General features: G+C 55.7%; 21 protein-coding genes and 2 other annotated features (1 of these 23 cut by a window edge). All 21 genes read left to right on the plus strand.

From position 1 onward, the window contains the following. Positions 1-124: 124 nt before the first annotated feature. The 21 genes from FRY98_RS17535 (at position 125) to lysS (ending at position 21,483) form a co-directional block, all read left to right on the plus strand. Entirely contained in the window at positions 125-871 is a 747-nt protein-coding gene (locus tag FRY98_RS17535) for a vWA domain-containing protein (RefSeq protein ID WP_148454579.1), read from the plus strand. Continuing rightward, entirely contained in the window at positions 855-1,796 is a 942-nt protein-coding gene (locus FRY98_RS17540; protein ID WP_211373317.1) for a protein kinase domain-containing protein, read from the plus strand. Before FRY98_RS17535 ends, FRY98_RS17540 begins: the two co-directional genes overlap by 17 nt. A 67-nt stretch (positions 1,797-1,863) precedes the next feature. Then, on the plus strand, positions 1,864-3,315 hold the full coding sequence (gene tilS, locus FRY98_RS17545; RefSeq protein ID WP_148454279.1) for a tRNA lysidine(34) synthetase TilS: 1,452 nt from the start codon (positions 1,864-1,866) through the stop codon (positions 3,313-3,315). Positions 3,316-3,359: 44 nt separating this feature from the next. Next, positions 3,360-3,899, plus strand: a complete 540-nt coding sequence (gene hpt, locus FRY98_RS17550) for a hypoxanthine phosphoribosyltransferase (RefSeq protein WP_148454281.1) — start codon at positions 3,360-3,362, stop codon at positions 3,897-3,899. A gap of 99 nt (positions 3,900-3,998) precedes the next feature. Further along, positions 3,999-6,146 (plus strand): ATP-dependent zinc metalloprotease FtsH, encoded by a 2,148-nt coding sequence (gene ftsH, locus FRY98_RS17555; protein WP_148454283.1) that lies wholly within the window; start codon positions 3,999-4,001, stop codon positions 6,144-6,146. Positions 6,147-6,519: 373 nt separating this feature from the next. Further along, the gene (gene nadA / locus FRY98_RS17560; RefSeq protein ID WP_148454285.1) at positions 6,520-7,458 is read left to right on the plus strand and encodes a quinolinate synthase NadA; all 939 of its coding nucleotides are present in this window, start codon (positions 6,520-6,522) and stop codon (positions 7,456-7,458) included. Between the two features lie 35 nt (positions 7,459-7,493). Next, entirely contained in the window at positions 7,494-9,110 is a 1,617-nt protein-coding gene (gene nadB, locus FRY98_RS17565; RefSeq protein ID WP_148454287.1) for an L-aspartate oxidase, read from the plus strand. Next, positions 9,100-9,966, plus strand: a complete 867-nt coding sequence (gene nadC, locus FRY98_RS17570) for a carboxylating nicotinate-nucleotide diphosphorylase (protein WP_148454289.1) — start codon at positions 9,100-9,102, stop codon at positions 9,964-9,966. Before nadB ends, nadC begins: the two co-directional genes overlap by 11 nt. A gap of 4 nt (positions 9,967-9,970) precedes the next feature. Further along, positions 9,971-10,735 carry a type III pantothenate kinase gene (locus FRY98_RS17575; RefSeq protein ID WP_148454291.1) on the plus strand — a complete coding sequence of 255 codons (765 nt, stop codon included), beginning with the start codon at positions 9,971-9,973 and terminating at the stop codon, positions 10,733-10,735. A gap of 51 nt (positions 10,736-10,786) precedes the next feature. Then, positions 10,787-11,659 (plus strand): Hsp33 family molecular chaperone HslO, encoded by an 873-nt coding sequence (gene hslO / locus FRY98_RS17580; RefSeq protein WP_148454581.1) that lies wholly within the window; start codon positions 10,787-10,789, stop codon positions 11,657-11,659. Between the two features lie 268 nt (positions 11,660-11,927). Continuing rightward, the gene (gene cysK, locus FRY98_RS17585; RefSeq protein WP_148454293.1) at positions 11,928-12,866 is read left to right on the plus strand and encodes a cysteine synthase A; all 939 of its coding nucleotides are present in this window, start codon (positions 11,928-11,930) and stop codon (positions 12,864-12,866) included. A gap of 149 nt (positions 12,867-13,015) precedes the next feature. After that, the gene (locus tag FRY98_RS17590) at positions 13,016-14,566 is read left to right on the plus strand and encodes an anthranilate synthase component I family protein (RefSeq protein WP_148454295.1); all 1,551 of its coding nucleotides are present in this window, start codon (positions 13,016-13,018) and stop codon (positions 14,564-14,566) included. Beyond that, positions 14,566-15,147, plus strand: a complete 582-nt coding sequence (gene pabA, locus FRY98_RS17595) for an aminodeoxychorismate/anthranilate synthase component II (RefSeq protein ID WP_148454297.1) — start codon at positions 14,566-14,568, stop codon at positions 15,145-15,147. Before FRY98_RS17590 ends, pabA begins: the two co-directional genes overlap by 1 nt. Beyond that, positions 15,144-16,073 carry an aminotransferase class IV gene (locus FRY98_RS17600; RefSeq protein ID WP_148454299.1) on the plus strand — a complete coding sequence of 310 codons (930 nt, stop codon included), beginning with the start codon at positions 15,144-15,146 and terminating at the stop codon, positions 16,071-16,073. The genes pabA and FRY98_RS17600 overlap by 4 nt, the downstream gene beginning before the upstream one ends. 1 nt (position 16,074) lies before the next feature. After that, positions 16,075-16,911, plus strand: coding sequence for a dihydropteroate synthase (gene folP / locus FRY98_RS17605; RefSeq protein WP_148454301.1), 837 nt, complete (start codon positions 16,075-16,077; stop codon positions 16,909-16,911). Between the two features lie 29 nt (positions 16,912-16,940). Continuing rightward, the gene (gene folB / locus FRY98_RS17610) at positions 16,941-17,303 is read left to right on the plus strand and encodes a dihydroneopterin aldolase (RefSeq protein WP_148454583.1); all 363 of its coding nucleotides are present in this window, start codon (positions 16,941-16,943) and stop codon (positions 17,301-17,303) included. 9 nt (positions 17,304-17,312) lie between these two features. Continuing rightward, the gene (gene folK / locus FRY98_RS17615; protein WP_148454303.1) at positions 17,313-17,861 is read left to right on the plus strand and encodes a 2-amino-4-hydroxy-6-hydroxymethyldihydropteridine diphosphokinase; all 549 of its coding nucleotides are present in this window, start codon (positions 17,313-17,315) and stop codon (positions 17,859-17,861) included. Beyond that, complete coding sequence (locus FRY98_RS17620) at positions 17,813-18,016, plus strand: helix-turn-helix domain-containing protein (protein ID WP_148454305.1); 204 nt, start codon at positions 17,813-17,815, stop codon at positions 18,014-18,016. The genes folK and FRY98_RS17620 overlap by 49 nt, the downstream gene beginning before the upstream one ends. 17 nt (positions 18,017-18,033) lie before the next feature. Then, positions 18,034-19,035, plus strand: a complete 1,002-nt coding sequence (dusB, locus tag FRY98_RS17625) for a tRNA dihydrouridine synthase DusB (RefSeq protein ID WP_148454307.1) — start codon at positions 18,034-18,036, stop codon at positions 19,033-19,035. 364 nt (positions 19,036-19,399) lie between these two features. Continuing rightward, a complete protein-coding gene (gene greA / locus FRY98_RS17630) occupies positions 19,400-19,876 on the plus strand; it encodes a transcription elongation factor GreA (protein ID WP_148454309.1) in 477 nt (158 codons plus the stop codon). 95 nt (positions 19,877-19,971) lie between these two features. Beyond that, the gene (gene lysS / locus FRY98_RS17635; protein ID WP_148454311.1) at positions 19,972-21,483 is read left to right on the plus strand and encodes a lysine--tRNA ligase; all 1,512 of its coding nucleotides are present in this window, start codon (positions 19,972-19,974) and stop codon (positions 21,481-21,483) included. Positions 21,484-21,854: 371 nt separating this feature from the next. Continuing rightward, positions 21,855-22,739: a sequence feature (16S ribosomal RNA rRNA prediction is too short), on the plus strand. Positions 22,740-22,805: 66 nt separating this feature from the next. After that, positions 22,806-22,992: a sequence feature (most likely nonfunctional fraction of RNA operon), on the plus strand; it runs 683 nt beyond the window's last position.

Below are 22,992 nucleotides of genomic sequence, written 5' to 3' on the forward strand. Positions count from 1 at the left end.
CCTCAGGAATAGCCTTGGCCCTTCATGATGCCGCTATGCAGGAGGGTTTGAATTCTACTCTCGCTGGAAATGATAGAGAAAGAGAGTCTATCAGATGGATCAAAGAAAGCGGGGATGGATGCAGATGAAGCAAATATTGCTGATTACCGACGGATGTTCCAATGTAGGGGAGAGTCCGGTGATGGCGGCCGCGCTGGCCCGGCAGGAGGGGATCGTCGTCAATGTGATCGGGATTGTCGACTACGGCACGATCGGGGAGCTGGGCAGTCTGGAAATCGCCGAAATCGCCAAGGCCGGGGGCGGGATGAGCCAGCTTTCCGGCACGCGGAAGCTGGCCCAAACGATGCAAATGCTGACGCGCAAAACCGTGGTTCAGACGATTCAGCACGCGGTTAATAAGGAGTTGAAAACAATTCTGGGGAATTCTTCCGTGGTGGACCTGCCTCCGGACCAGCGTTCCCAGGTGGTGGAGGTCATCGACGAACTGAGCGAGAACAGCCCCTTGGACGTGGCGCTGCTCATCGACGCGAGCGCCAGCATGAAGCCGAAGCTCGCCGCCGTGGAGGAGGCGATTCGCGATATGATGCTAAGCCTTGGGGCAAGGCAGGGGGCCAGCCGGATGGCGGTGTTCCATTTCCCCGGGGCGCACGGCGGCGAAGACGCCGTCCTCGACCTGGACTGGACCGATGACCTCGGCCAAGCCCGTTCGATCTTTCAGCGGCTTGCCATGCGCGGCGCGACGCCCACCGGTCCGGCCATTCTGAAGGTGATGGATTTCTTCCGGTATGGTACACTGGAAGGACATGGATCAAAGAAATGGCTGGAGGAACCAGGCAGAGGAGAAGGGATACTCGGTGACTACGTCGTCTAAAGGGAGCCTGGCGCCGGGAACGGTGGTGACAGGCCGTTGGAAGGGGAGGCGCTATGCGATTCAGCGCCTGCTCGGACAGGGCGCGAACGGGGTCGTCTACCTGGTCAAGCAGGTGGACAGCGCGAAGCTCTATGCCCTGAAAATGGGTTTCGACACGGTGGATATACAATCGGAAGTCAATGTGCTGAAAGCTCTTCAGCGGCAGAGATACCGGCGAGGCGTTACGGGACGGGATATTTCCTATCTGGTGGAAGTGGATGACTATTCCTTTCAAGGCCGGGAGATCCCTTTCTACGTCATGCGCTATGTCAAAGGGGAGCCGCTGAGGGCTTTTCTTGCCAAGAGAGGCGGGGCCTGGCTGGGGATTGCGGGCCTCCACCTGCTTCGCCAGCTCCGGCAGCTTCACGAGTCCGGATGGGTGTTCGGAGATTTGAAGCCGGAGAATGTGCTGGTCTCTCCTTACGGCGAAGTCGAATTAATCGACTACGGAGGAGTCAGCGGAATCGGCCGCAGCGTCAAACAGTTTACGGAATGGTATGACCGCGGGTACTGGGGCGCCGGCGGGCGGACGGCGGAACCGTCCTATGACTGGTTCTCTTTCGCCGTGGTATGCATTCACCTGCTGGCCGAAGGGCCTTTGAAACGGGCCGCCACCCAGTTGCCCCAGACGCGGAGCCTCAACGATCTTACCGCCATTCTTCGTGCGGAACCGGCTTTGGCCCCCTTTCGGGAATGGCTGGAGCGGGCGCTTGCCGGGCGGTTTAAGGATACGGCGGAAGCCTGCGAATTATGGCGGGAGCTGGCGACCGCCGCGTTCGGCCGCCGACGCAAGCCCAAAGGCCAAACCCCGCGCTGGATGCTGGGGGCTTTTGCCGTCTCTTTGACATTGCTGGTATGCGCATTATACCTGACATTGCGTTTTTGACCGCCGGGATCAAAATCCTTATTACAGCCATAGACTATAGAATCGTCCGGAAAGGAAGTGGCGCCGCATGAATCCCGATCTGTACCGTTTGGTGGAAACGGTGCGCCGTACCGGAGAGGAACATACATTATGGTCACCGGGGGACTGCATCGTCGTGGCGGTATCCGGGGGGGCCGATTCCGTAATTCTGCTGCACATATTGCAGGAGCTGTCCCGCGATCCGGAACTCGGCTTGAAGCTGGTTTGCGCTCATGTCAATCACGGGTTTCGGGGGAAAGAATCCGATGAGGAGGCCGAATTTGTCCGCGGTTTGGCGCAGCGCCTGGAAATCCCGTTCGAACTCGGCGTTTTTGACATACCTACTTATATGAAGGAAACCGGAAAGGGAGGGCAGCTGGCGGCCCGGGAGAAGAGGTATGCCTTTCTTCATAAAGTCGCCGCCCAATACGGAGCTTCGGCGATTGCGCTCGCCCATCATGCCGATGATCAGGCGGAAACCGTGATGATGCGGATTTTGCGGGGAAGCGGCCCGTCGGGCTTGGCCGGCATGAAGCTGAAACGCCGCGAAAAAAATGTGGAACTTATTCGCCCCCTCCTTCGTATATACAAAAACGAGCTGGTCCAAGCCTGCGACCGCTCAAGCATTCCTTATGTTATCGACAGCTCCAACCTGGTTCCCAAGTATGCGCGCAATGCAATCCGTCTGGATGTGCTTCCTTTTTTGGGGCAATATAATGAACAGCTGACGGATTCGTTGAATCGTCTGGCCGAGGTCATCGGTGAAGAGGATGATTATATGCGTTTGGAAACCGAGCGTCTTTATGCGGAAATGGTAACTTGGCAAAACGGCGGTGCGGCTTTTCATCTCCGGGGATTCACCTCCCTACATGCCGCTTTACAACGGAGGTTGATTAAACTAATATTAAATTATCTGCCTTTAGGTACGGATGACGGCGATTTTGTCAAGGTAGAAGCCATTCGGAAAGGGGCGGTCCAGGACCGGCCCACGACGTGGGTTTTGGATCTTGGAAGAGGTGTCCGCTGTTATCGTGAATACGATACCATTCGGTTTGTACCTGCCCGAGCGGAAAATCCTCATTATACATATGTTGTGGAACGTTTTCCGGCGGAAGTGTCCGTGATGGACACGGGGCAAACCTTGCGTTTTACCCGTAAACATGCCGGCTTGGGCCTTGAGGGGCCTATGAAGGATGGCAACGGGGAGGCAGCGTTTGATGCGGATGAGATCGTCTATCCGCTTACTGTGCGTTCCCGGCTTCCGGGAGACAGGATGAACGTGATGGGGCTAAATGGAAGCAAAAAGGTGAAAGATATTTTTATCGATGAGAAAATACCTCCCACGCTTCGCTCCCAAATCCCCCTGGTGACGGACGCTTCGGGCCAGATTCTTTGGATTCCCGGCGTGCGCCGGTCATCGGCCGCGGCCGTGAGCGAGAAGACGTCCTCCGTGCTGCATGTGGCCCTGGTGAGGAATCCTGATCCCGACCCTGGGGTTTAACCTAGTGATTACATTCATAGTATAACGTAGGAGGTTTACTTATCTTGCAGAACGATATCCAGGAAATTTTGATTACCCGGGAACAAATCCAGGAGAAGGTCAAAGAGCTCGGGCGCCAATTGAGCGAAGAATACGAGGGCCGCAATCCTTTGGTCATCTGTATACTGAAAGGCGCCTTTATCTTCATGGCGGACCTGGTCAAAGAGATCACCGTGCCGCTGGAGCTGGATTTTATGGCGGTATCCAGTTATGGCGCCTCCACCCGATCCTCGGGCGAAGTTAAAATCATCAAGGATTTGGACACCTCGGTAGAGGGCAGAGACATCCTGATCGTGGAAGATATCATCGACAGCGGTCTCACCTTGAGTTACCTTATCGACGTTCTGGAACGCCGCAAGGTGAAATCCGTAAAGATCGTTACCTTGTTCGACAAGCCGGCCAGACGGACCGTCAAGCTGGAAGCGGATCTGGCGGGCTTTGTGATCCCGGACGCTTTCGTTGTCGGCTATGGACTGGATTACGCCGAGAAATACCGCAACCTCCCATTCGTCGGAGTGCTGAAACCAGAAGTCTACAGCAGCTAATTTCACCGGTCCCCCGGGCCGGAGCCATCCCCCGCCGTTTTTTTGAAAGGCGTGAGCGGCTATGTTAAAATAACTTAAGGTTTTGAGAGGAGGTAGGGGATGAATCGGTTCATCCGGAATTCTGGTTTTTATTTGATACTTTTCTTAGTCGTGGTGGGCATCGTCCAATTCCTCAACAGCGGAAATGAGACAACCGTCAATCCAAGTTATGCGCAACTGCGGCAGGAATTAAAGAAAGACAACGTCGAGGAATTGACCGGGAAATTCGACGGTTACGCTTATCTGGTGACCGGTAAGTATAAAAATGAGGTCGGAGACAGCAAAACGAAGAATTTCTCGACCTATATCCCTTATGACCCGAACGTTCTTAAAGAAGTTACGGATCTCAGCGAACAGAACGGCTTTAACCTGACCTGGAAGAAAATGCAGGGAGAAAGCATCTGGCTGACCTTCCTGACCTCCATCGTTCCGCTTGCGATCATGTTTATTCTGTTCTTCTTCCTGTTCAATCAGGCGCAGGGCGGCGGCGGCAAAGTGATGAACTTCGGCAAGAGCCGGGCCCGTCTCTATAATGAAGAGAAGAAGGCGACGTTCGAGGACGTAGCGGGAGCCGACGAAGAGAAGCAGGAACTGGTGGAAGTCGTCGAGTTCCTGAAGGATCCGCGGAAATTTGCCGCACTCGGTGCCAAAATCCCGAAAGGGGTTCTGCTCGTAGGCCCTCCGGGAACTGGTAAAACCTTGCTGGCTCGTGCGGTAGCCGGGGAAGCGGGGCGTCCTTTCTTCAGTATTTCCGGTTCGGATTTCGTGGAAATGTTCGTCGGTGTCGGTGCTTCCCGGGTTCGGGATTTATTCGAAAACGCGAAGAAAAATTCGCCTTGTATCATCTTCATTGACGAAATCGATGCCGTAGGTCGTCAGCGCGGCGCCGGACTCGGCGGCGGACATGACGAACGCGAACAGACGCTCAACCAGTTGCTTGTAGAAATGGACGGTTTCGGTGGCAACGAAGGCATTATTATCATCGCGGCCACAAACCGTGCGGACATTTTGGACCCGGCCTTGCTGCGTCCGGGACGTTTTGACCGTCAGATTACGGTCGACCGTCCGGATGTGAAGGGCCGCGAAGCGGTGCTCAAGGTGCATGCGCGCAATAAGCCGCTCACCAAAGACGTACGCTTCGATGTCATCGCCAAACGGACGACCGGGTTTACCGGCGCGGATCTGGAGAACTTGCTGAACGAAGCGGCGCTCCTTGCCGCCCGCCGAAACCGCAAGGATATCTCCATGCAAGAGGTGGATGAGGCCATCGACCGCGTTATTGTCGGTACGGAGAAGCGCAGCCGCGTGATCAGCGACCGCGAGAAACGCATCGTGGCTTTCCACGAAGCGGGCCATACGATCGTGGGTTATTTCCTGGAGCACGCCGATATGGTGCACAAGGTGACGATTATCCCGCGCGGCCGGGCCGGCGGATATGTCATCATGCTTCCGAAAGAAGACCGCATGCTGGTGACGAAGCAAGAACTGCTCGACAAGGTTACGGGTCTGTTGGGCGGCCGGGTTGCGGAAGAGCTGTTCATCGGCGAGATCGGCACCGGGGCGTACAGCGACTTCCAGCAAGCGACGAGTATCGTGCGCAGCATGATCGTCGAATACGGGATGAGCGAGAAGCTCGGTCCGATGCAGTTCGGCACATCGCAAGGCCAGGTGTTCCTGGGCCGCGATATCGGACACGAGCAGAATTACAGCGATCAGATCGCTTACGAGATCGATCAGGAAATGCAGCGGTTTATCAACGAGTCCTACGAACGTTGTAAGAAGCTGTTGACGGAGCATGCCGAGGAAGTTCGCCTGATCGCCGAGACCTTGCTTGAGGTGGAAACGCTGGATCTGGATCAGATCAAGCAGTTGATCGAGCATGGGCGTCTGCTGGATGCACCGGAAGCCGGCAAAGACGGCGAAGGCGGCAGCGGAAACGGCACGTCCGAAACGGGCGAACCTATCGTCGACAATGTCGGTGACGTACGCGTCCGGATTCAAGGCAAGACCGAGGATCCGGCTCCCGCAGGCCCAACCGGAGATATTCCGAACGGGATACCGGGCAGCAGCACGAACGACATTTCGAGTGATCCTACGGTCGACGCACCGGAAGGAACCGTCCGGGATGTACCGCCGACGCCGCCGGAAGGTGACAACAAAGACGGTAACGGGCAAGGCCCGGGGGGCGGCACGCCGCCAACTGTATAACAATGTATGGATATCATCCGGGAGACAGACAGGATCTGCCTCCCGGATTTTTTTATGGTTTCATCACTCAATGGCTAGTGGAATTACCGTTGGTCCCCATGTCGACTCGCTTGGTATGGCCGCCAGTCGGAGTAATGGCCTTTTGGGCCGCGATTTCACATCGCCAAGGCATTAATTAAAATTTGAGCTTTCCTGCCCGGATCGATTGACAGCCCCAACTCGCTTGTGTAAATTAGTTGTTAACACAGCCGTGTGAAATTAGGTACGTTGAAGTGACGGCAAGTATGCGTATTTTTGCACAAACATTACGATAAGGATGCGGACGAGAGAGAAGCGCGGGGGAACCGCGGTCGCATACAGGGGAGGATGTCAGGTGGAGGCTCTAGCACGGGAGCGGAAGGCGGAAATGAACCGGGAGCTACGGGAGAAGCTGGTTCAGCTTAAGAAGGAACGCAACGCAATCATTTTGGCGCATTATTATCAGCGCGACGAAATTCAAGAAGTGGCCGATTTCCGTGGCGACTCTTTTTTGCTTGCTCAGAAGGCGGCTTCAACCGAAGCGGAAACGATCGTGTTCTGCGGCGTTCATTTCATGGGAGAGAGCGCGAAAATTTTGGCGCCGAACAAGACGGTGCTCATTCCCGATGAACGGGCCGGCTGCCCGATGGCGGATATGGTGAACGTGGATGGCTTAAGAAAGCTTAAAGCGCAGCATCCGAACGCCAAAGTGGTCACCTATATCAACTCTTCGGCTGAAGTCAAGGCGGAGACGGATATTTGCTGTACCTCCTCCAATGCCGTCAAGGTGATTAACTCGGTCGATGCGGACGAGATCATCTGGGTTCCCGACAAGAACCTGGGTCATTACGTTCAGCAGCATACGGACAAGAAAATGATCATATGGGAAGGCTATTGCAACACGCACGATATGTTGACCGTAAAAGATGTGGTCGAGATGAAAGCGAAGCATCCGGAAGCCGAGTTCGTCGTTCACCCCGAATGTCGGCCGGAGGTCGTGGCGATGGGCGATTTCGTCGGCAGCACGACCGCGATTCTTGAATATTGCAAGAAGTCGTCCGCCAAGGAATTTATCGTGGGGACCGAAGACGGGACGGGATACCAGTTGAGACTGGATAGTCCGGAGAAAACGTTCCATTTTGCCTCGAAGTTTCTCGTATGTCCTAATATGAAAGTCAATAATCTGAAAAAATTGGTGAAGTGTCTGGAAACGATGCAGCCGCAAATTTATGTCCCGCCGGCGATCGCCGACAAAGCCAGAACCTCATTAGAGCGCATGCTACAAGTTCAGTAGCATGCGCTACTCTCTGTCAAGGACAGGTGGTCACCTTGATTCCACAATACTTGGTTGATTTTGACCTGGCTGAACTCCCGGTGATCGACACGGACGTGATCGTCATCGGATCGGGCATCGCCGGGCTGTTTACGGCCATTAAAGCCTCCGAAAATCGCAAGGTCACAATGATAACGAAAAAATCGCTGATGGAGAGCAACACCCGGTATGCCCAAGGCGGCATTGCGGCGGTTATTTCCGATGAGGATTCGCCGGCCTCGCACCGGGAGGACACCCTTCTCGCCGGAGCGGGGCTCTGTTCCTCGGCATCGGTGGATATTCTGGTCCATGAAGGGCCTGAGGGCGTTAAAGAATTAATGACGCTCGGAACGGCGTTCGACCTCGAGAACGGGGAGCTTGCCCTGACGAAAGAAGGCGCGCACAGCCACCGCCGGATTTTGCACGCCAACGGCGATGCCACAGGGTATGAGATTGTCCGGGCTCTGTCGGAGCAGGTGGGCGGGCATGCCAATATCGACATCTGGGACGATCATTTCGTGATCGACTTGATTACGAAGGATAACGAATGTCTGGGCGCGTTGGTTCAGCAGCCGGATGGCGGCCGGGTTTTCCTGCGCGGAACGGCGACGGTTCTTTGCAGCGGCGGGGCCGGCCAGCTTTACCGCTATACGACCAATCCGGAGGTGGCGACCGGCGACGGCGTGGCCATGGCCTACCGGGCCGGCGCGCTGATTCGGGACATGGAGTTTATTCAATTTCATCCCACCGCCCTTTGTTACCCCGGCGCTCCGAGATTTCTCATCTCGGAGGCGGTGCGCGGCGAAGGCGCCATATTGCGAAATATCCGCGGCGAACGTTTCATGGAGAAGTATCACAGCCTTTTGGAGCTGGCTCCGCGCGATATCGTGGCCCGGGCCATCGTCAGCGAAATGGAACAGACGGGCGCTACTCACGTGTATCTGGACATTACCCACGAAGAGCCGGAAACCATCAAGCATCGTTTTCCGACCATCTATGAGACCTGCATCGGCTACGGTCTGGATATGACCACCGATTGGATTCCGGTGGCGCCGGCTGCGCATTATATGATGGGAGGCGTGCAAACGGGGCATCATGGAGAGACCAGCGTCCGCCGCCTGTTCGCCTGCGGGGAGGTTTCGTCCACCGGGGTGCACGGCGCGAACCGGCTGGCGAGCAACTCCCTGTCCGAGGCGGTCGTCTTCGGACGGCGGATCGTGGAACGGATTCGGCAGTTGGCTCCGCTGGCCGAGACGGGCGCGGGCATCGCTTGCCGGTCGGACCGGCACGAGGCGGTAATCCAGCCGATCGTCGAACGGCGGCTGAAGCTGCAGAAAGTCATGGTCCGGCAGGTAGGAGTACGCCGAACCAAGGGCGGGCTGCTTAAAGGAATCGAGGAACTGAAGCGGCAGCTGCCGATTTTCGGAGCGGTTTTACATACCCGGGAGCAGTTGGAGTTTGCCAATATGCTGACCTGCGCCCTATTGCTGTCCGAGTCGGCGTTGGTCCGTGAGGAAAGCCGAGGCGGACACTATCGGGAGGATTTCCCCGAAAGGGATGACGCGCGGTGGCGCAGGCATATTTTATGTCACCGGGAAAAAGGAATGTTGGAGGAAATCAGCGATGATGTTTAATGGATATAACGAAGGCCTGGTGGAATCGATTCGGTTGTGGCTGAAGGAGGATGTCGGCTCGGGCGATGTCACGACGGGCGTGACCATTCCCCACGGACACCAATCCAAGGGGATCATACATGCCAAAGAGTCCGGCGTGATCGCCGGCATGCCGGTGGCGCAGCTGGTGTTCGAAGTCGTCGATCCGCTGCTTGCGTTTACCCCGCTCGTTCAGGACGGGCAGCGAGTGGAGAAAGGAACCGTCCTGGCGGAGGTGGAGGGGAGCACGCACAGTATTTTGACGGGAGAGCGGCTCGCGCTGAATTTATTGCAGCGGCTATCGGGCATCGCTACCCGGACCCGCAGCTTTGCGGATGCGCTCCAAGGGCTGCCGGTCCGCTTGGTGGATACGCGGAAGACGACACCCGGTCACCGCATGCTGGAGAAATACGCGGTGCGCACCGGCGGCGGGGCCAATCACCGGTTCGGGCTGTATGACGCCGTGATGATCAAGGACAATCACATCAAGGGCGCGGGCGGGATCGCCCAGGCGGTGAGCCGGGCGCGCAAGAACATCCCGCATACGATGACGATCGAGGTCGAGGCGGAAAGTTTGGAGCAAGTGGAAGAAGCTTTGCAAGCGGGGGCCGATATCATTATGCTGGATAATATGGAGCCCGATTTGATGAAGGAAGCGGTACGGCGGATCAAGGCGAAGGCGCCCCATGTAAAAACGGAGGCATCGGGAAACGTCAATTTGCAGACGGTGCGGGAGATTGCGGAAAGCGGTGTGGACGTCATCTCGGTGGGCCGGTTAACGTACTCGTTCGAGAATCTGGACATCAGTCTGGACCTGGGCGAAAAGAAAGAGGGGTAAGTACGTGTTTCTAGTGGTAGATGTCGGCAACACGAATATTGTTCTTGGTATATACAGGCAGCGTGAGCTGCTGCACCATTTCCGGATCTCGACGAACCGGCAGGCGACGGTCGACGAGTACGGCGTCCTGATTCACAACTTGTTCAACATGTCCAACATCGACACGGGCGACATCGAAGGTGTCATCATTTCCTCTGTCGTTCCCCCGTTGATGCATGTCTTGGAGGAGTTGTGCCAAAAATACCTGCATCATAAACCGCTGGTGGTCGGCCCGGGCATCAAAACCGGGCTCAACCTGCGCTATGAGAATCCGCGGGAGGTAGGCGCGGACCGGATCGTCAACGCCGTGGCGGCGATTGAGCGGTACGGGGGTCCGCTGGTGGTCGTCGATTTTGGGACGGCGACAACGTTTGATTGCGTCGATGCCCAGGGTAATTATTTGGGCGGGGCCATCGTACCGGGGATCGGTATTTCGACGGAGGCCTTGTACCAACGGGCATCGAAGCTGCCCCGGATCGAGCTCGAAAAGCCGAAGAAAGTCATCGGACGCAACACCGTGCATGCCATGCAGGCGGGGATCATTTTCGGTTATGCGGGCCAGGTTGACGGGATCGTGGAACGGATCCGGGCCGAAATGGGCGCCGAGCCGAAAGTGGTCGCAACCGGCGGGCTCGCCGAGTTGATCGCGAGCGAATCGCGGACCATTGAGGAAGTGAATCCCTGGCTTACCTTAGAGGGACTCCGCATTATTTACGAACGAAATCAATGAACGGCCAATTCATATAAAAGGAGGTTTCCTGCTGTGGAGGAAAAGAAAGAGATGAAGGACCGGCTGGTCCGGGGAACGGCGATGGACGGAAAAGTCCGGGCGTTTGCGGTGCGGACGACGGAGCTGGTGGAAGAACTCCGCCGCCGACATGATACGTACCCGACGACGACGGCCGCCCTGGGACGCACCGTGACCGCGGCCGCGATGATGGGCGCGATGCTGAAAGGCGAAGAACGGCTGTCCATCCAGGTGAAGGGGGACGGACCGGTCGGCCAAATCGTGGCCGACGCCAATGCCAAAGGGGAGGTTCGCGGCTATGTCACGAATCCTCATGTACAACTGCCGAGCAATAGCAAAGGCAAACTGGATGTGGCGGGAGCCGTCGGTACGACGGGCTTCATTCACGTGACGAAGGATCTGGGAATGAAAGACCCATATCGCGGAAGCGTGCCTTTGATATCGGGGGAGCTGGGCGAGGATTTCACCTATTACTTCGCCCTGTCGGAACAAACGCCGTCGGCGGTCGGTCTGGGGGTCCTGGTGGACACCGATTCTTCCGTCATCGTGGCAGGGGGGTTCATTATTCAACTGCTGCCGGGGCTGAGCGATTCGGAAATCGATGCGATCGAACGGGCGGTAGGTCAACTGCCGCCGGTGACTTCGCTGCTGGATCAGGGAATGGAACCGGAGGAAATGCTGCGTTGGATCGTGCCGGATGTCAAAGTGCTGGAGGAAATGGACATTACGTTCTCCTGTCACTGTTCCCGGGACAGAGTAGAACGGACGCTGATCAGTTTGGGGAGAGAGGAACTGACCTTGCTTCGGGACGAGGGCAAGGAGACGGAGGTGGTCTGCGACTTCTGCAACGAGGTATATACCTTCACGCGGGATGAGTTGGACGATCTGCTGGCGAAAATGAATTAACTCCACGCTGGGGAATCCGGTTCGGCGATTGGATCCAATACTTTGCTCTTCCGGGGTAGACCTTAGGAAGGGCAAGGTATTTTTTTATGCCCATTATTGACAAGTCCGATCGGGGTTGTTAAGATAATAGGTGAAAACCTACTTAATTACTCGGAAATGATTCAAGCACGTAACACCATTGACGACCTATAGACCAGGCTACAATACATTCATGCATGATTTATGCGCAGGATTCGATCTTTTTTCTATAAATGAGGAGGGTTATGACATGGCTAGAATCGTAAACAACGTAACGGAACTGATTGGCGATACGCCGCTGGTCCGCCTGAACCGTATCGTACCGGAGGATAGCGCCGAAATCTATGTCAAGCTGGAGTACCAAAACCCGGGTTCCAGCGTTAAGGACCGCATCGCCATCAGCATTGTGGAAGAGGCGGAGAAGGCCGGCAAGTTGAAGCCGGGCGGCACGATCATTGAAGCGACGAGCGGCAACACCGGCATCGGGCTCGCGCTTGTCGCTGCGGCGAAGGGATACAAAGCGGTCATTGTCATGCCCGAAACGATGAGCTTGGAACGCCGTAACCTGCTGCGTGCTTACGGGGCCGAACTGGTGCTGACGCCGGGATCGGAAGGCATGAACGGCGCGGTGAAGAAGGCCGAGGAAATTCTGGCGGCCAATCCGGACTATTTCATGGCGGATCAATTCCGCAATCAAGCCAATGTGAAGATCCACCGCGAAACGACCGGTCCGGAAATCGTGGAAGCGATCGACTCCCTGGACGGCAAACTGGACGCATTTGTCGCCGGGATCGGAACGGGCGGTACGATTTCGGGTGCGGGCGAAGTGCTGAAGAATCGCTTCCCGGATATCAAGATCTATGCGGTTGAACCGGCGGCTTCGCCGATTTTGGCCGGCGGCAAACCCGGACCTCATAAGATCCAAGGTTTGGGCGCGAACTTTATTCCCGAAATCTTGAACCGTGAGATTTATGATGAAATTATTCACGTCGAGAATGACGACGCATTTGAGCAAGCGCGCCAAGTGGCTAAGGAAGAAGGCATCCTCTCCGGGATTTCTTCCGGAGCGGCGGTATTTGCGGCGCTTCAAGTCGCCAAGAAGCTCGGCAAGGGCAAACGGGTCGTTGCGATTATTCCGAGCAACGGCGAACGTTACCTGAGCACTCCGCTGTATAATTTCGAAGCCTAATTTGCGGCCCGTCTATTACAATAACGCGGATATACCCCTATCGCGGCTCTTCAGGGCCGCTGTAGGGGTTATTTGTATTTTAAAGTGGCGGGGTTTTTAGTATACTAGCTAGCAATAACTAAGAATGAAGCTGGAGGATGCGGCGGCGGATGGAATGGGTCATATCGCGGGAACAATGGGAAGCTTGGGTGAAAGAAGGGGCATGGACCCTGCTGCCTTGTGCGGTTAAAAAGACGGTGACGGACGGCTTGCCGGCGGACTGGATGCGTGCTTGGGAAGAGGCGCAGCCGTATTCGTTTGTGCTGGAGAGCGGCAAAACGGGCAGATACACCTTTCTCGGACTCGATCCGGTCTCGGTCATCCGCGGCAAGGGGGACCGGGCGGTCGCTACCGAGTTTGCATCCGGCGAAACGTCGGAACATAAGGGAAAGCCGCTGAAGTTGCTGCAGCGGTGGATGGCGCCATGGAGGTCGCCGATGGTAGACGGCTTGCCGAAATTTTGCGGGGGCGCGGTCGGATTTTTGGGCTATGATATCGCCCGCTCCCTAGAGCGACTTCCCCGGTTGGCCCAAGACGATCTGGGGCTCGATGATTATGTATGGATGCGATTCGAGGAAATCTGGATCTGGGATCAGGCCGAGAAGGCCGTGTATGCCGTCGTTCACAGTCCGGTGGACGCGGAGCAGGGCATGAGCCCGGGAGTTCTCTATACGTCGGCTCGCGACAGGGCTGTGAGGATGATGGAGCGTTGGGAGCGGTTTTGCCGGGGGGTGGAGGAAGGCTATACTTCAAATTCGCCGGTGGAGGCCGAGGAACTGGCCAAGTCCGATACATTGCCGGGCCGCAAGGCGGATTCGATGTCGCAGGAGGTTTTTGAGGCGGCGGTTCGGCGGGTGCAGGACTACATCGCGGCGGGCGACGTGTTTCAGGTGAATTTGTCGTTAAGGCAGGCCTTTGAAATCAAGTCCACTCCTGAAGCCGTCTACGAGTGGCTACGGCGAATCAATCCATCGCCCTATATGGGCCTGCTGCGATTCCCCGATTTTCAACTGGTGTCGGCGTCGCCCGAACTTCTGATCAAGCTGGAGCGGGGGCGCCTCAGCACCCGCCCGATCGCGGGGACTAGGCGCCGGGGGCTTACTGCCGAGGAAGATGCGCTTATGGAAGCTGAACTGACCGGCAGCGAAAAAGAACGCGCCGAGCACATCATGCTCGTCGATCTGCTGCGCAACGATTTGGGCCGGGTGGCGGTCTACGGTTCGGTTCGGGTCAGCGAACTGTTTACGATCGAGCGCTATTCCCACGTGATGCATCTCGTTTCCGAGGTGGAGGGCGTTCTGCCCGCGGACCGGACGGCGTATGACGCGATTGCCGCCGTTTTTCCGGGCGGCACAATCACCGGGGCGCCGAAGGTGCGGACTATGGAAATCATAGAGGAGCTTGAACCGGTCACCCGGGGGCCGTATACCGGCGCTATGGGCTGGATTGACTACAACGGGAATATGGAATTAAATATTATTATACGAACACTGGTCGTCAAGGACGGAATCGGCTATATCCAAGCGGGAGCGGGCATCGTCATCGATTCCGTTCCCTACCGCGAGTACCGGGAATGCAGCAACAAGGCCAGAGCGGTTGCCGCAGCGGTCCGGCAGAGCGAAATAACCGCCGTTCACGGCGAAGGACAGGGGATGAAGTGATGATACTGGTCATCGATAATTACGATTCGTTTACGTATAACCTGGTTCAATATTTAGGAGAGCTGGGCGAGGAGGTCGTGGTTCGCCGCAATGATGAAATCGACCTCGAGGGCATCCGGCGGCTGAACCCGGATCATATTTTGCTGTCCCCGGGGCCTTGCACGCCGAATGAGGCGGGGATCACGCTGGACGTGATCGACCGCTTTAAAGGGGAGATTCCGATCTTCGGCGTATGCCTCGGCCATCAGGCGATCGGACAGGCTTTCGGCGGGAATGTCGTCCGGGCCGAACGTCTGATGCATGGCAAAACTTCACCGATTCTCCACCGGGGGACTTCGGTGTTTGCCGGTTTGCCGTCGCCGTTTACGGCTACGCGCTATCATTCTCTGATCGTGGAGCGGGAGACGCTTCCGGATTGTCTGGAAATTACGGCGGAGACCGCGGAAGGCGAGATTATGGGCTTGCGCCATAAGCAATACGCCGTCGAAGGCGTCCAATTTCATCCGGAGTCGATTATTACCGATCATGGGCATCAGATGCTCCGCAACTTCCTGAGTCGGAAGGCGGAAGCCGGCGTATGACCTATATCGGGGTGAACGGGAAGCCGACCCCTCTAAACGAAGCCGTGATTTCCGTTATGGATCACGGCTTCATGTACGGGATGGGGCTGTTCGAAACGTTCCGCACCTATGGCGGCCGGCCGTGTCTGCTGGACCGCCATCTGGAACGCCTTCGGGAGGGCTGCCGGGTGCTCGGCATTCCTTATGAAGGGCGCCGGGATCGGCTGGAGGCGGAAATTGCCGAGCTTCTGGCCTTGAACGGCTTGGAGGACTCCTATCTTCGGCTGACGGTTTCCGCGGGGCCGGGACCGCTGGGGCTGACCACCGAACCTTATGCGGAGCCTAAGGTGATTCTGTACGTCAAGCCGCTGCCCAATTCCGGCCCGGAGCTGTACCGCCTCGGCAAGACGCTCTGGCGTCTCTCCACGCCCCGCAATACGCCGGAAAGCGGGGTCCGGCTCAAGTCCCTGCATTACATGAATAATATGCTGGCTCGGCGGGAACTGGCGGAATATGAGCGGCGGACGGCAAGGGCGGCGAATGCCGAGGGGGCTGGAACGGCGGCGGCGGTACGGCCGCAGCCGGCGGAAGGAATGATGCTGACGGCGGATGGTTTTTTGGCGGAAGGGATCGCCAGTAATTTATTTTTTGTCCGGAATGGGAAACTATATACTCCTGAGATCGGGACGGGGATATTGCCGGGGATTACCCGGCGGACAGTCCTGGAGCTTGCCGGGGCTCACGGTTGGGCCGTTGAGGAGGGGAGGTATACCTGGGACGAGTTAAGGGGAGCCGATGAGGTGTTTGTCACAAACTCCATTCAAGAGTTGGTGCCGGTTACCCGGTTGGCGGAGCCCGGCGGCCGAGAGATATCCGTTGGCGACGGGGAAATCGGGAAGTTGACGGAGCGGCTGCTTTATTTTTATAGAGAGAGTGTGGGAAGCTGATATGCAGAGCAAGGTGTTCCAAAGAACTTATCCATGCGGCGGCACGACCTTGAAGCTGGGCGAACGGACCCTTATCATGGGCATTCTCAACGTGACCCCGGATTCGTTCTCGGATGGCGGGAAATACAACGACCCCGAAAGGGCGGTTCGCCATGCGCTGCAGATGGTCGCCGACGGGGCGGATATGATCGATCTGGGCGGAGAATCGACGCGTCCCGGCCATCAGCCGGTGAGCGAGCAAGAGGAATTGGAACGGGTCGTTCCCGTGGTGGAAGCCCTTCACCGGGAGGCCCCGCATATTCCGATCTCCGTGGATACCTATAAATCGCGCGTGGCCCGGGAGGCGCTTAAGGCGGGGGCCCATATCATCAATGATGTCTGGGGCTTCAAGGCCGATCCGCAGATGGCTGCGGTGGCCGCCGAGTTCGGCTGTCCGGCGATCCTGATGCATAACCGGGATAACCGGAATTACGCCGACCTGCTCCGGGATGTGGCGGACGATCTGCTCGAGAGTGTCACTTTGGCGCGGGCGGCCGGCGTTAAGGAGGAGCGGATTATTTTGGACCCGGGCATCGGGTTTGCCAAAGATTACAACGAGAACCTGCTGGTCATGAGAAACCTGGACCGCTTGATGGACCTGGGTTATCCGCTGCTGCTCGGAACCTCGCGCAAAAAATTCATCCGCACCGCGCTGGATCTGCCGACGGAGGAAGTCGTGTTCGGTACGGCCGCCACGGTGGCTCTCGGCATTGCTCAAGGCTGCCAGATCGTTCGGGTGCACGACGTGAAAGAAATCAAGCGCACGGCTCTGATGTGCGATGCGATTATGTACGCTTGACCTTGGTTATAACGGGAGGATGAAAAATGATGGATAAAATGATTGTGCGTCGCATGGAATTTTACGGATATCACGGTGTGTTCGAGGAAGAGCGCAAGTTGGGTGCCCGTTATTACGTGGATCTGGAGCTGGAACTGAGTTTGCGCGAGGCGGGGGAAACCGACGATTTGACCAAAACGGTAAATTATGCCGAAATCCATGAATTGGTCCGCGGGATCGTGGAACAAAAAAGCTTCAAATTGATCGAGGCGCTTGCCGAGCATATTGCATCCTCGGTATTGGACACTTATACTAGGGTAGATGCTTTAACGGTCGGCGTGACCAAACCGCATCCGCCCTTCGATATCAAGTTCGATGGCGTCACGGTGGAACTGCGCCGCACCAGAAAGTGAGAAGATGATATGATGGCACAAACCCCCTCTGAAAGCTCAGAGGCTTATATTGCTTTAGGGGCTAATTTGGGAGACCCGGAAGCTCAGATGATGCGAGCGGCGGCTTTGCTGGGCGAACACCCGCAGATTACGCTGCTGCGCAGCTCGAATTTGTATGAGACGGATCCGGTAGGTTACCTGGATCAGCCGAATTTTATCAATATGGTGCTGGCGGTCAAGACGACGCTGACACCGGAGGCTCTGCTGACGGTAATGCAGGAGGCGGAGCTGGCTTTGGGCCGGGAACGGAACATTCGTTTCGGGCCGAGGACCGTAGACCTCGATCTGCTGTGGATGGAGGGTCGGACGATGGACACCCCATTTCTGACATTGCCCCATCCGCGTATGTTTGAGCGGGCTTTTGTGCTCGTTCCGCTTAGCGACATCGTATCTGAAGGCGAGGCGTCAGGGTTATACGAGCGGGTACGGGCCGCCCTGGATTTGGTGGACGGAAAGGATGGAGTACGGTTTTGGAAAACAGGCAGCTTGCCCAGCGGCTTAGGGCATTCCGAAAACTGAAGGGATACACGCAGCAGCAGTTGGCGGATGAGACCGGCATATCGTTGGCTGTTTTAGGAGCGATTGAACGGGGCAACCGACGGGCAGAAGATCAAATTTTAAATAAAATTGCGGATGTTCTTGGCATTACGTTGGCCGAGCTAAAAAATTTATAGAATCAGGAGGGACCCTTATGCTGAAGATCGGCGATATTGAAATGAAAAACCAGGTCGTGCTCGCTCCGATGGCAGGCGTGTGTAATCCGGCGTTCCGCCTGATTGCGAAAGAGTTCGGCACCGGGCTTGTCTGCGCGGAGATGGTTAGCGATAAAGCGATCCTGCACGGCAACAAGCGGACGAAGGAAATGCTCTTTGTCGACGAACGTGAAAAACCGCTCAGCCTGCAAATTGTTGGAGGCGACCGCGAGACGCTGGTTGAGGCCGCTAAAGTGGTGGATCAAGAGACTAACGCGGATATTATCGATATCAATATGGGCTGCCCGGTGCCCAAAGTGACGAAATGTGACGCCGGCGCGCGCTGGCTGCTGGACCCGAACAAAATTTTTGAAATGGTGTCCGCGGTCGTAGCGGCTGTCAGCAAACCGGTTACCGTAAAAATGCGGATCGGCTGGGATGCGGAGCATATTTATGTACTGGACAATGCCAAGGCGGTGGAGGCTGCGGGCGGCAAGGCCGTCAGCGTTCACGGCCGTACCCGGGAGCAATTGTATACCGGCAAGGCGGACTGGGAATTTATAAGACAGGTCAAAGAAGCGGTGTCGATTCCTGTCATCGGGAATGGCGACGTGGTTACGCCGGAGGATGCCAAACGGATGCTCGATCAAACCGGCTGCGACGGGGTCATGATCGGACGGGGGGCATTGGGTAATCCCTGGATGCTGTACCGTACCGTCGAGTACTTGAAGACAGGCATTCTGCTGCCCGAACCGGAGGCGGAAGAGAAGATCCGCATCGCCATTTTGCATATGGATCGGCTGGCCGCTCTGAAAGGCGAGGCCGTCGCCGTTCGGGAAATGCGGAAACATCTGGCTTGGTATTTAAAAGGACTGAAGGGAGCCGCCCGGATCAAAGACGTCATCATGGAGGAAACGAAGCGTGACGAAATGGTGCGGATTTTGGAGAACTTTGTGGCCGAACTACATGTGGAAAGTCACGGAGAAGCCGAATCGGCTTAAGGATGTGCTAAAACCAGGCAATGGCTGATTCTATCCGGGTTATATGGGGAGCCCGCTTGTGAAGCGTTTTCAATTCTAGAGTCTGGCGTCATTGACATTTCAGAACGGTTCCCCTATAATTTCACAATATAAATTCGCCTCAGGAGATAACTTCCACAACATGGATGGTCTGACCTCCATGCGATTGCATATGATATTCTCAATGATGCGTGAGCTTTCACGGCCGTTGTCAGGCGGGAACCACGGAACTTCTCGGGATAGTCGATGCTTCGAACACTCCTAATGGGGAGAGGCGCCCTTGAAGTTGCCCGGCAGTCCGCCGCACAGTGCGAATATTATTTCCATGACAGGAGAATCGGTTGAGATGAGCGATAAAGAAGTCATTCTTACACAGGACGGTCTGAAGAGACTGGAGGAAGAACTGGAAAATTTGAAATCCGTTAGACGCCGGGAAGTGGCCGAGCGGATTAAGACAGCCATCGGGTATGGGGATATCAGCGAGAACTCGGAATACGAAGATGCCAAGAACGAACAGGCCTTCATCGAAGGACGTATCATTACGTTGGAGAAAATGCTGCGCAATGCCCGGATCATCAATAACGACGAGATTGATACGGATACGGTGAGCATCGGTTCTACAGTAACGGTTGAGGATCTGGAATTTGGCGATACGATGGAATACGCGATCGTGGGGACGGCCGAATCCGACCCGCTGCAGAATAAAATCTCGAACGAAAGCCCTGTCGGCAAAGCGATTTTGGGTAAGAAAAAAGGCGCGATCGTGGATGTAACCGTTCCGGCAGGCGTCATTCAATATAAAATCGTGGATATCAAGAAATAAGCTCTATTAGCGTCCCGAGAAGCTTCCCCGGCGGAAGCTTCTTTCACTGTTTTTAATTCAATTTTTAAATACTACGTCGTAAGGAGTGGAACCAAGTGAGCGAGGAACAAAACAACCAGGAAGTGGTCGAGGTCAGCGAACTGCTGAGAATTCGCCGCGAGAAATTGGACGAGCTGCGGGGATTGGGCATAGACCCGTTCGGCAAAAAATACGAGCGTGATGCGATGGCCGGCGAGATTTTGGCCCAGTATGATCCATTGACGAAGGAAGAACTTGATGAGAAGCAGGTTGAGGTCTCGGTGGCCGGCCGGATTATGGCCAAGCGGGTGATGGGTAAAGCCAGCTTTGCGCATATTCAGGATCTTTCCGGCAAAATTCAGCTGTACGTTCGTCAGGACAGTGTTCCGGAATCTAAATATGCGGCGTTCAACGTGCTTGATCTCGGGGACATCGTCGGCGTTACCGGTGAGGTCTTCAAGACAAAAACCGGCGAAACGACCATCAAGGTCAAGGACCTGGAGGTTTTGTCCAAATCGCTCTATCCGCTTCCCGACAAATACCATGGCCTGAAGGACGTGGAACTGCGCTATCGTCAACGTTATGTGGATTTGATCGTGAATCCCGAAGTCCAGCAGACCTTCATTAAGCGCTCGCGGATTATTCAATCTATGCGCCGCTATTTGGATTCGCTCGGCTACTTGGAGGTTGAAACGCCTACCCTGCACAGCATTGCCGGCGGTGCGGCGGCCCGTCCGTTCATCACGCACCATAATGCGCTGGACATGGAGCTGTACATGCGGATTGCCATCGAGCTGCACTTGAAACGTCTGATTGTGGGCGGCTTGGAGAAAGTCTATGAAATCGGCCGGGTATACCGGAACGAAGGCGTATCGACACGCCACAATCCGGAGTTCACCATGATCGAGCTGTATGAGGCTTATGCCGACTACAAGGACATTATGGCGCTGACGGAAAATATGATCGCCCACATTGCGCAAGAAGTGCTGGGTACTCAAGTGATCCAGTATCAAGGCAAAGAGGTTGACCTGACGCCTCAGTGGCGCCGCGTTTCCATGGTGGATGCGGTAAAAGAGGTTACCGGTGTCGATTTCGGCGTGCCGATGACGAACGAGGAAGCGCATCGGTTGGCTAAGGAGCATAAAGTTCCGGTGGAGCCGCATATGACCTTTGGTCATATTTTGAACGCGTTCTTCGAGCAATTCGTGGAGGAGACCCTGATTCAACCGACCTTTGTTTACGGTCATCCGGTGGAAATCTCGCCGCTGGCCAAAAAGAACGAGGAAGACCCGCGCTTTACCGACCGCTTCGAGCTGTTTATCGTAGCGCGTGAGCATGCGAACGCGTTCTCCGAGCTGAACGATCCGATCGATCAGCGTCAGCGCTTTGAGGCCCAACTGCTGGAGCGGGAGCATGGGAATGATGAGGCGCATGAAATGGATGAGGATTTCATCCGGGCGTTGGAATACGGAATGCCGCCAACCGGCGGATTGGGTATCGGCATTGACCGTCTGGTTATGCTGCTCACCGATGCGCCATCGATTCGCGACGTTCTGTTGTTCCCTCATATGCGGAATACGGCCGAATAAAACGAAGGAGCCCTGCGATGAGCAGGGCTCTATTTTTGTTTGAAAAAAGGGTTGCTTTAGTCGGATGTCCGTGTTATATTATATATCCGGTCGTTAATTAAGCGGAATTAAAACAAAAGAAGATAACTTCTTGGTAAAAAATAACGCTTGCTAAATAACACCGAATGTAATATACTATAAAAGTTGCCGCTGATGAGGCGATAACGAAAGAAATGAAGTTGATCTTTGAAAACTGAACAACGAGTGAGTATTACAAAGATGGAATTTAACTCGACCTCGTGTCGTTTGAAAATCCATCCTATGAGAATTAATTTTCTCGTCAGATTCAAAATGAGCTATCAGCTTATTCAATAAGTATCAACTTTATTGGAGAGTTTGATCCTGGCTCAGGACGAACGCTGGCGGCGTGCCTAATACATGCAAGTCGAGCGGAGTTAATCGGGAGCTTGCTCCTGATTAACTTAGCGGCGGACGGGTGAGTAACACGTAGGCAACCTGCCCGTAAGACCGGGATAACTAGCGGAAACGTTAGCTAATACCGGATAATCAAGTTTCTCGCATGGGGGACTTGGGAAAGGCGGAGCAATCTGTCACTTACGGATGGGCCTGCGGCGCATTAGCTAGTTGGTGGGGTAACGGCTCACCAAGGCGACGATGCGTAGCCGACCTGAGAGGGTGAACGGCCACACTGGGACTGAGACACGGCCCAGACTCCTACGGGAGGCAGCAGTAGGGAATCTTCCGCAATGGACGAAAGTCTGACGGAGCAACGCCGCGTGAGTGAAGAAGGTTTTCGGATCGTAAAGCTCTGTTGCCAGGGAAGAACGTCCGCTAGAGTAACTGCTAGCGGAGTGACGGTACCTGAGAAGAAAGCCCCGGCTAACTACGTGCCAGCAGCCGCGGTAATACGTAGGGGGCAAGCGTTGTCCGGAATTATTGGGCGTAAAGCGCGCGCAGGCGGCTATTTAAGTCTGGTGTTTAATCCTGGGGCTCAACCCCGGGTCGCACTGGAAACTGGGTGGCTTGAGTGCAGAAGAGGAGAGTGGAATTCCACGTGTAGCGGTGAAATGCGTAGAGATGTGGAGGAACACCAGTGGCGAAGGCGACTCTCTGGGCTGTAACTGACGCTGAGGCGCGAAAGCGTGGGGAGCAAACAGGATTAGATACCCTGGTAGTCCACGCCGTAAACGATGAATGCTAGGTGTTAGGGGTTTCGATACCCTTGGTGCCGAAGTTAACACATTAAGCATTCCGCCTGGGGAGTACGGTCGCAAGACTGAAACTCAAAGGAATTGACGGGGACCCGCACAAGCAGTGGAGTATGTGGTTTAATTCGAAGCAACGCGAAGAACCTTACCAGGTCTTGACATCCCCCTGACCGGTGCAGAGATGTACCTTTCCTTTGGGACAGGGGAGACAGGTGGTGCATGGTTGTCGTCAGCTCGTGTCGTGAGATGTTGGGTTAAGTCCCGCAACGAGCGCAACCCTTGACTTTAGTTGCCAGCAGGT

This window comes from Paenibacillus faecis (assembly GCF_008084145.1).
In the GTDB taxonomy this organism is placed as follows: domain Bacteria; phylum Bacillota; class Bacilli; order Paenibacillales; family Paenibacillaceae; genus Fontibacillus; species Fontibacillus faecis.

Coding starts and splice junctions, on each gene's coding strand:
- FRY98_RS17535 (WP_148454579.1), top strand. CDS start 125: ATGAAGCAAATATTGCTGATTACCGACGGATGTTCCAATGTAGGGGAG.
- tilS (WP_148454279.1), top strand. CDS start 1,864: ATGAATCCCGATCTGTACCGTTTGGTGGAAACGGTGCGCCGTACCGGA.
- ftsH (WP_148454283.1), top strand. CDS start 3,999: ATGAATCGGTTCATCCGGAATTCTGGTTTTTATTTGATACTTTTCTTA.
- nadC (WP_148454289.1), top strand. CDS start 9,100: ATGATGTTTAATGGATATAACGAAGGCCTGGTGGAATCGATTCGGTTG.
- hslO (WP_148454581.1), top strand. CDS start 10,787: ATGAAGGACCGGCTGGTCCGGGGAACGGCGATGGACGGAAAAGTCCGG.
- cysK (WP_148454293.1), top strand. CDS start 11,928: ATGGCTAGAATCGTAAACAACGTAACGGAACTGATTGGCGATACGCCG.
- FRY98_RS17590 (WP_148454295.1), top strand. CDS start 13,016: ATGGAATGGGTCATATCGCGGGAACAATGGGAAGCTTGGGTGAAAGAA.
- pabA (WP_148454297.1), top strand. CDS start 14,566: ATGATACTGGTCATCGATAATTACGATTCGTTTACGTATAACCTGGTT.
- FRY98_RS17600 (WP_148454299.1), top strand. CDS start 15,144: ATGACCTATATCGGGGTGAACGGGAAGCCGACCCCTCTAAACGAAGCC.
- folP (WP_148454301.1), top strand. CDS start 16,075: ATGCAGAGCAAGGTGTTCCAAAGAACTTATCCATGCGGCGGCACGACC.
- folB (WP_148454583.1), top strand. CDS start 16,941: ATGGATAAAATGATTGTGCGTCGCATGGAATTTTACGGATATCACGGT.
- folK (WP_148454303.1), top strand. CDS start 17,313: ATGATGGCACAAACCCCCTCTGAAAGCTCAGAGGCTTATATTGCTTTA.
- dusB (WP_148454307.1), top strand. CDS start 18,034: ATGCTGAAGATCGGCGATATTGAAATGAAAAACCAGGTCGTGCTCGCT.
- greA (WP_148454309.1), top strand. CDS start 19,400: ATGAGCGATAAAGAAGTCATTCTTACACAGGACGGTCTGAAGAGACTG.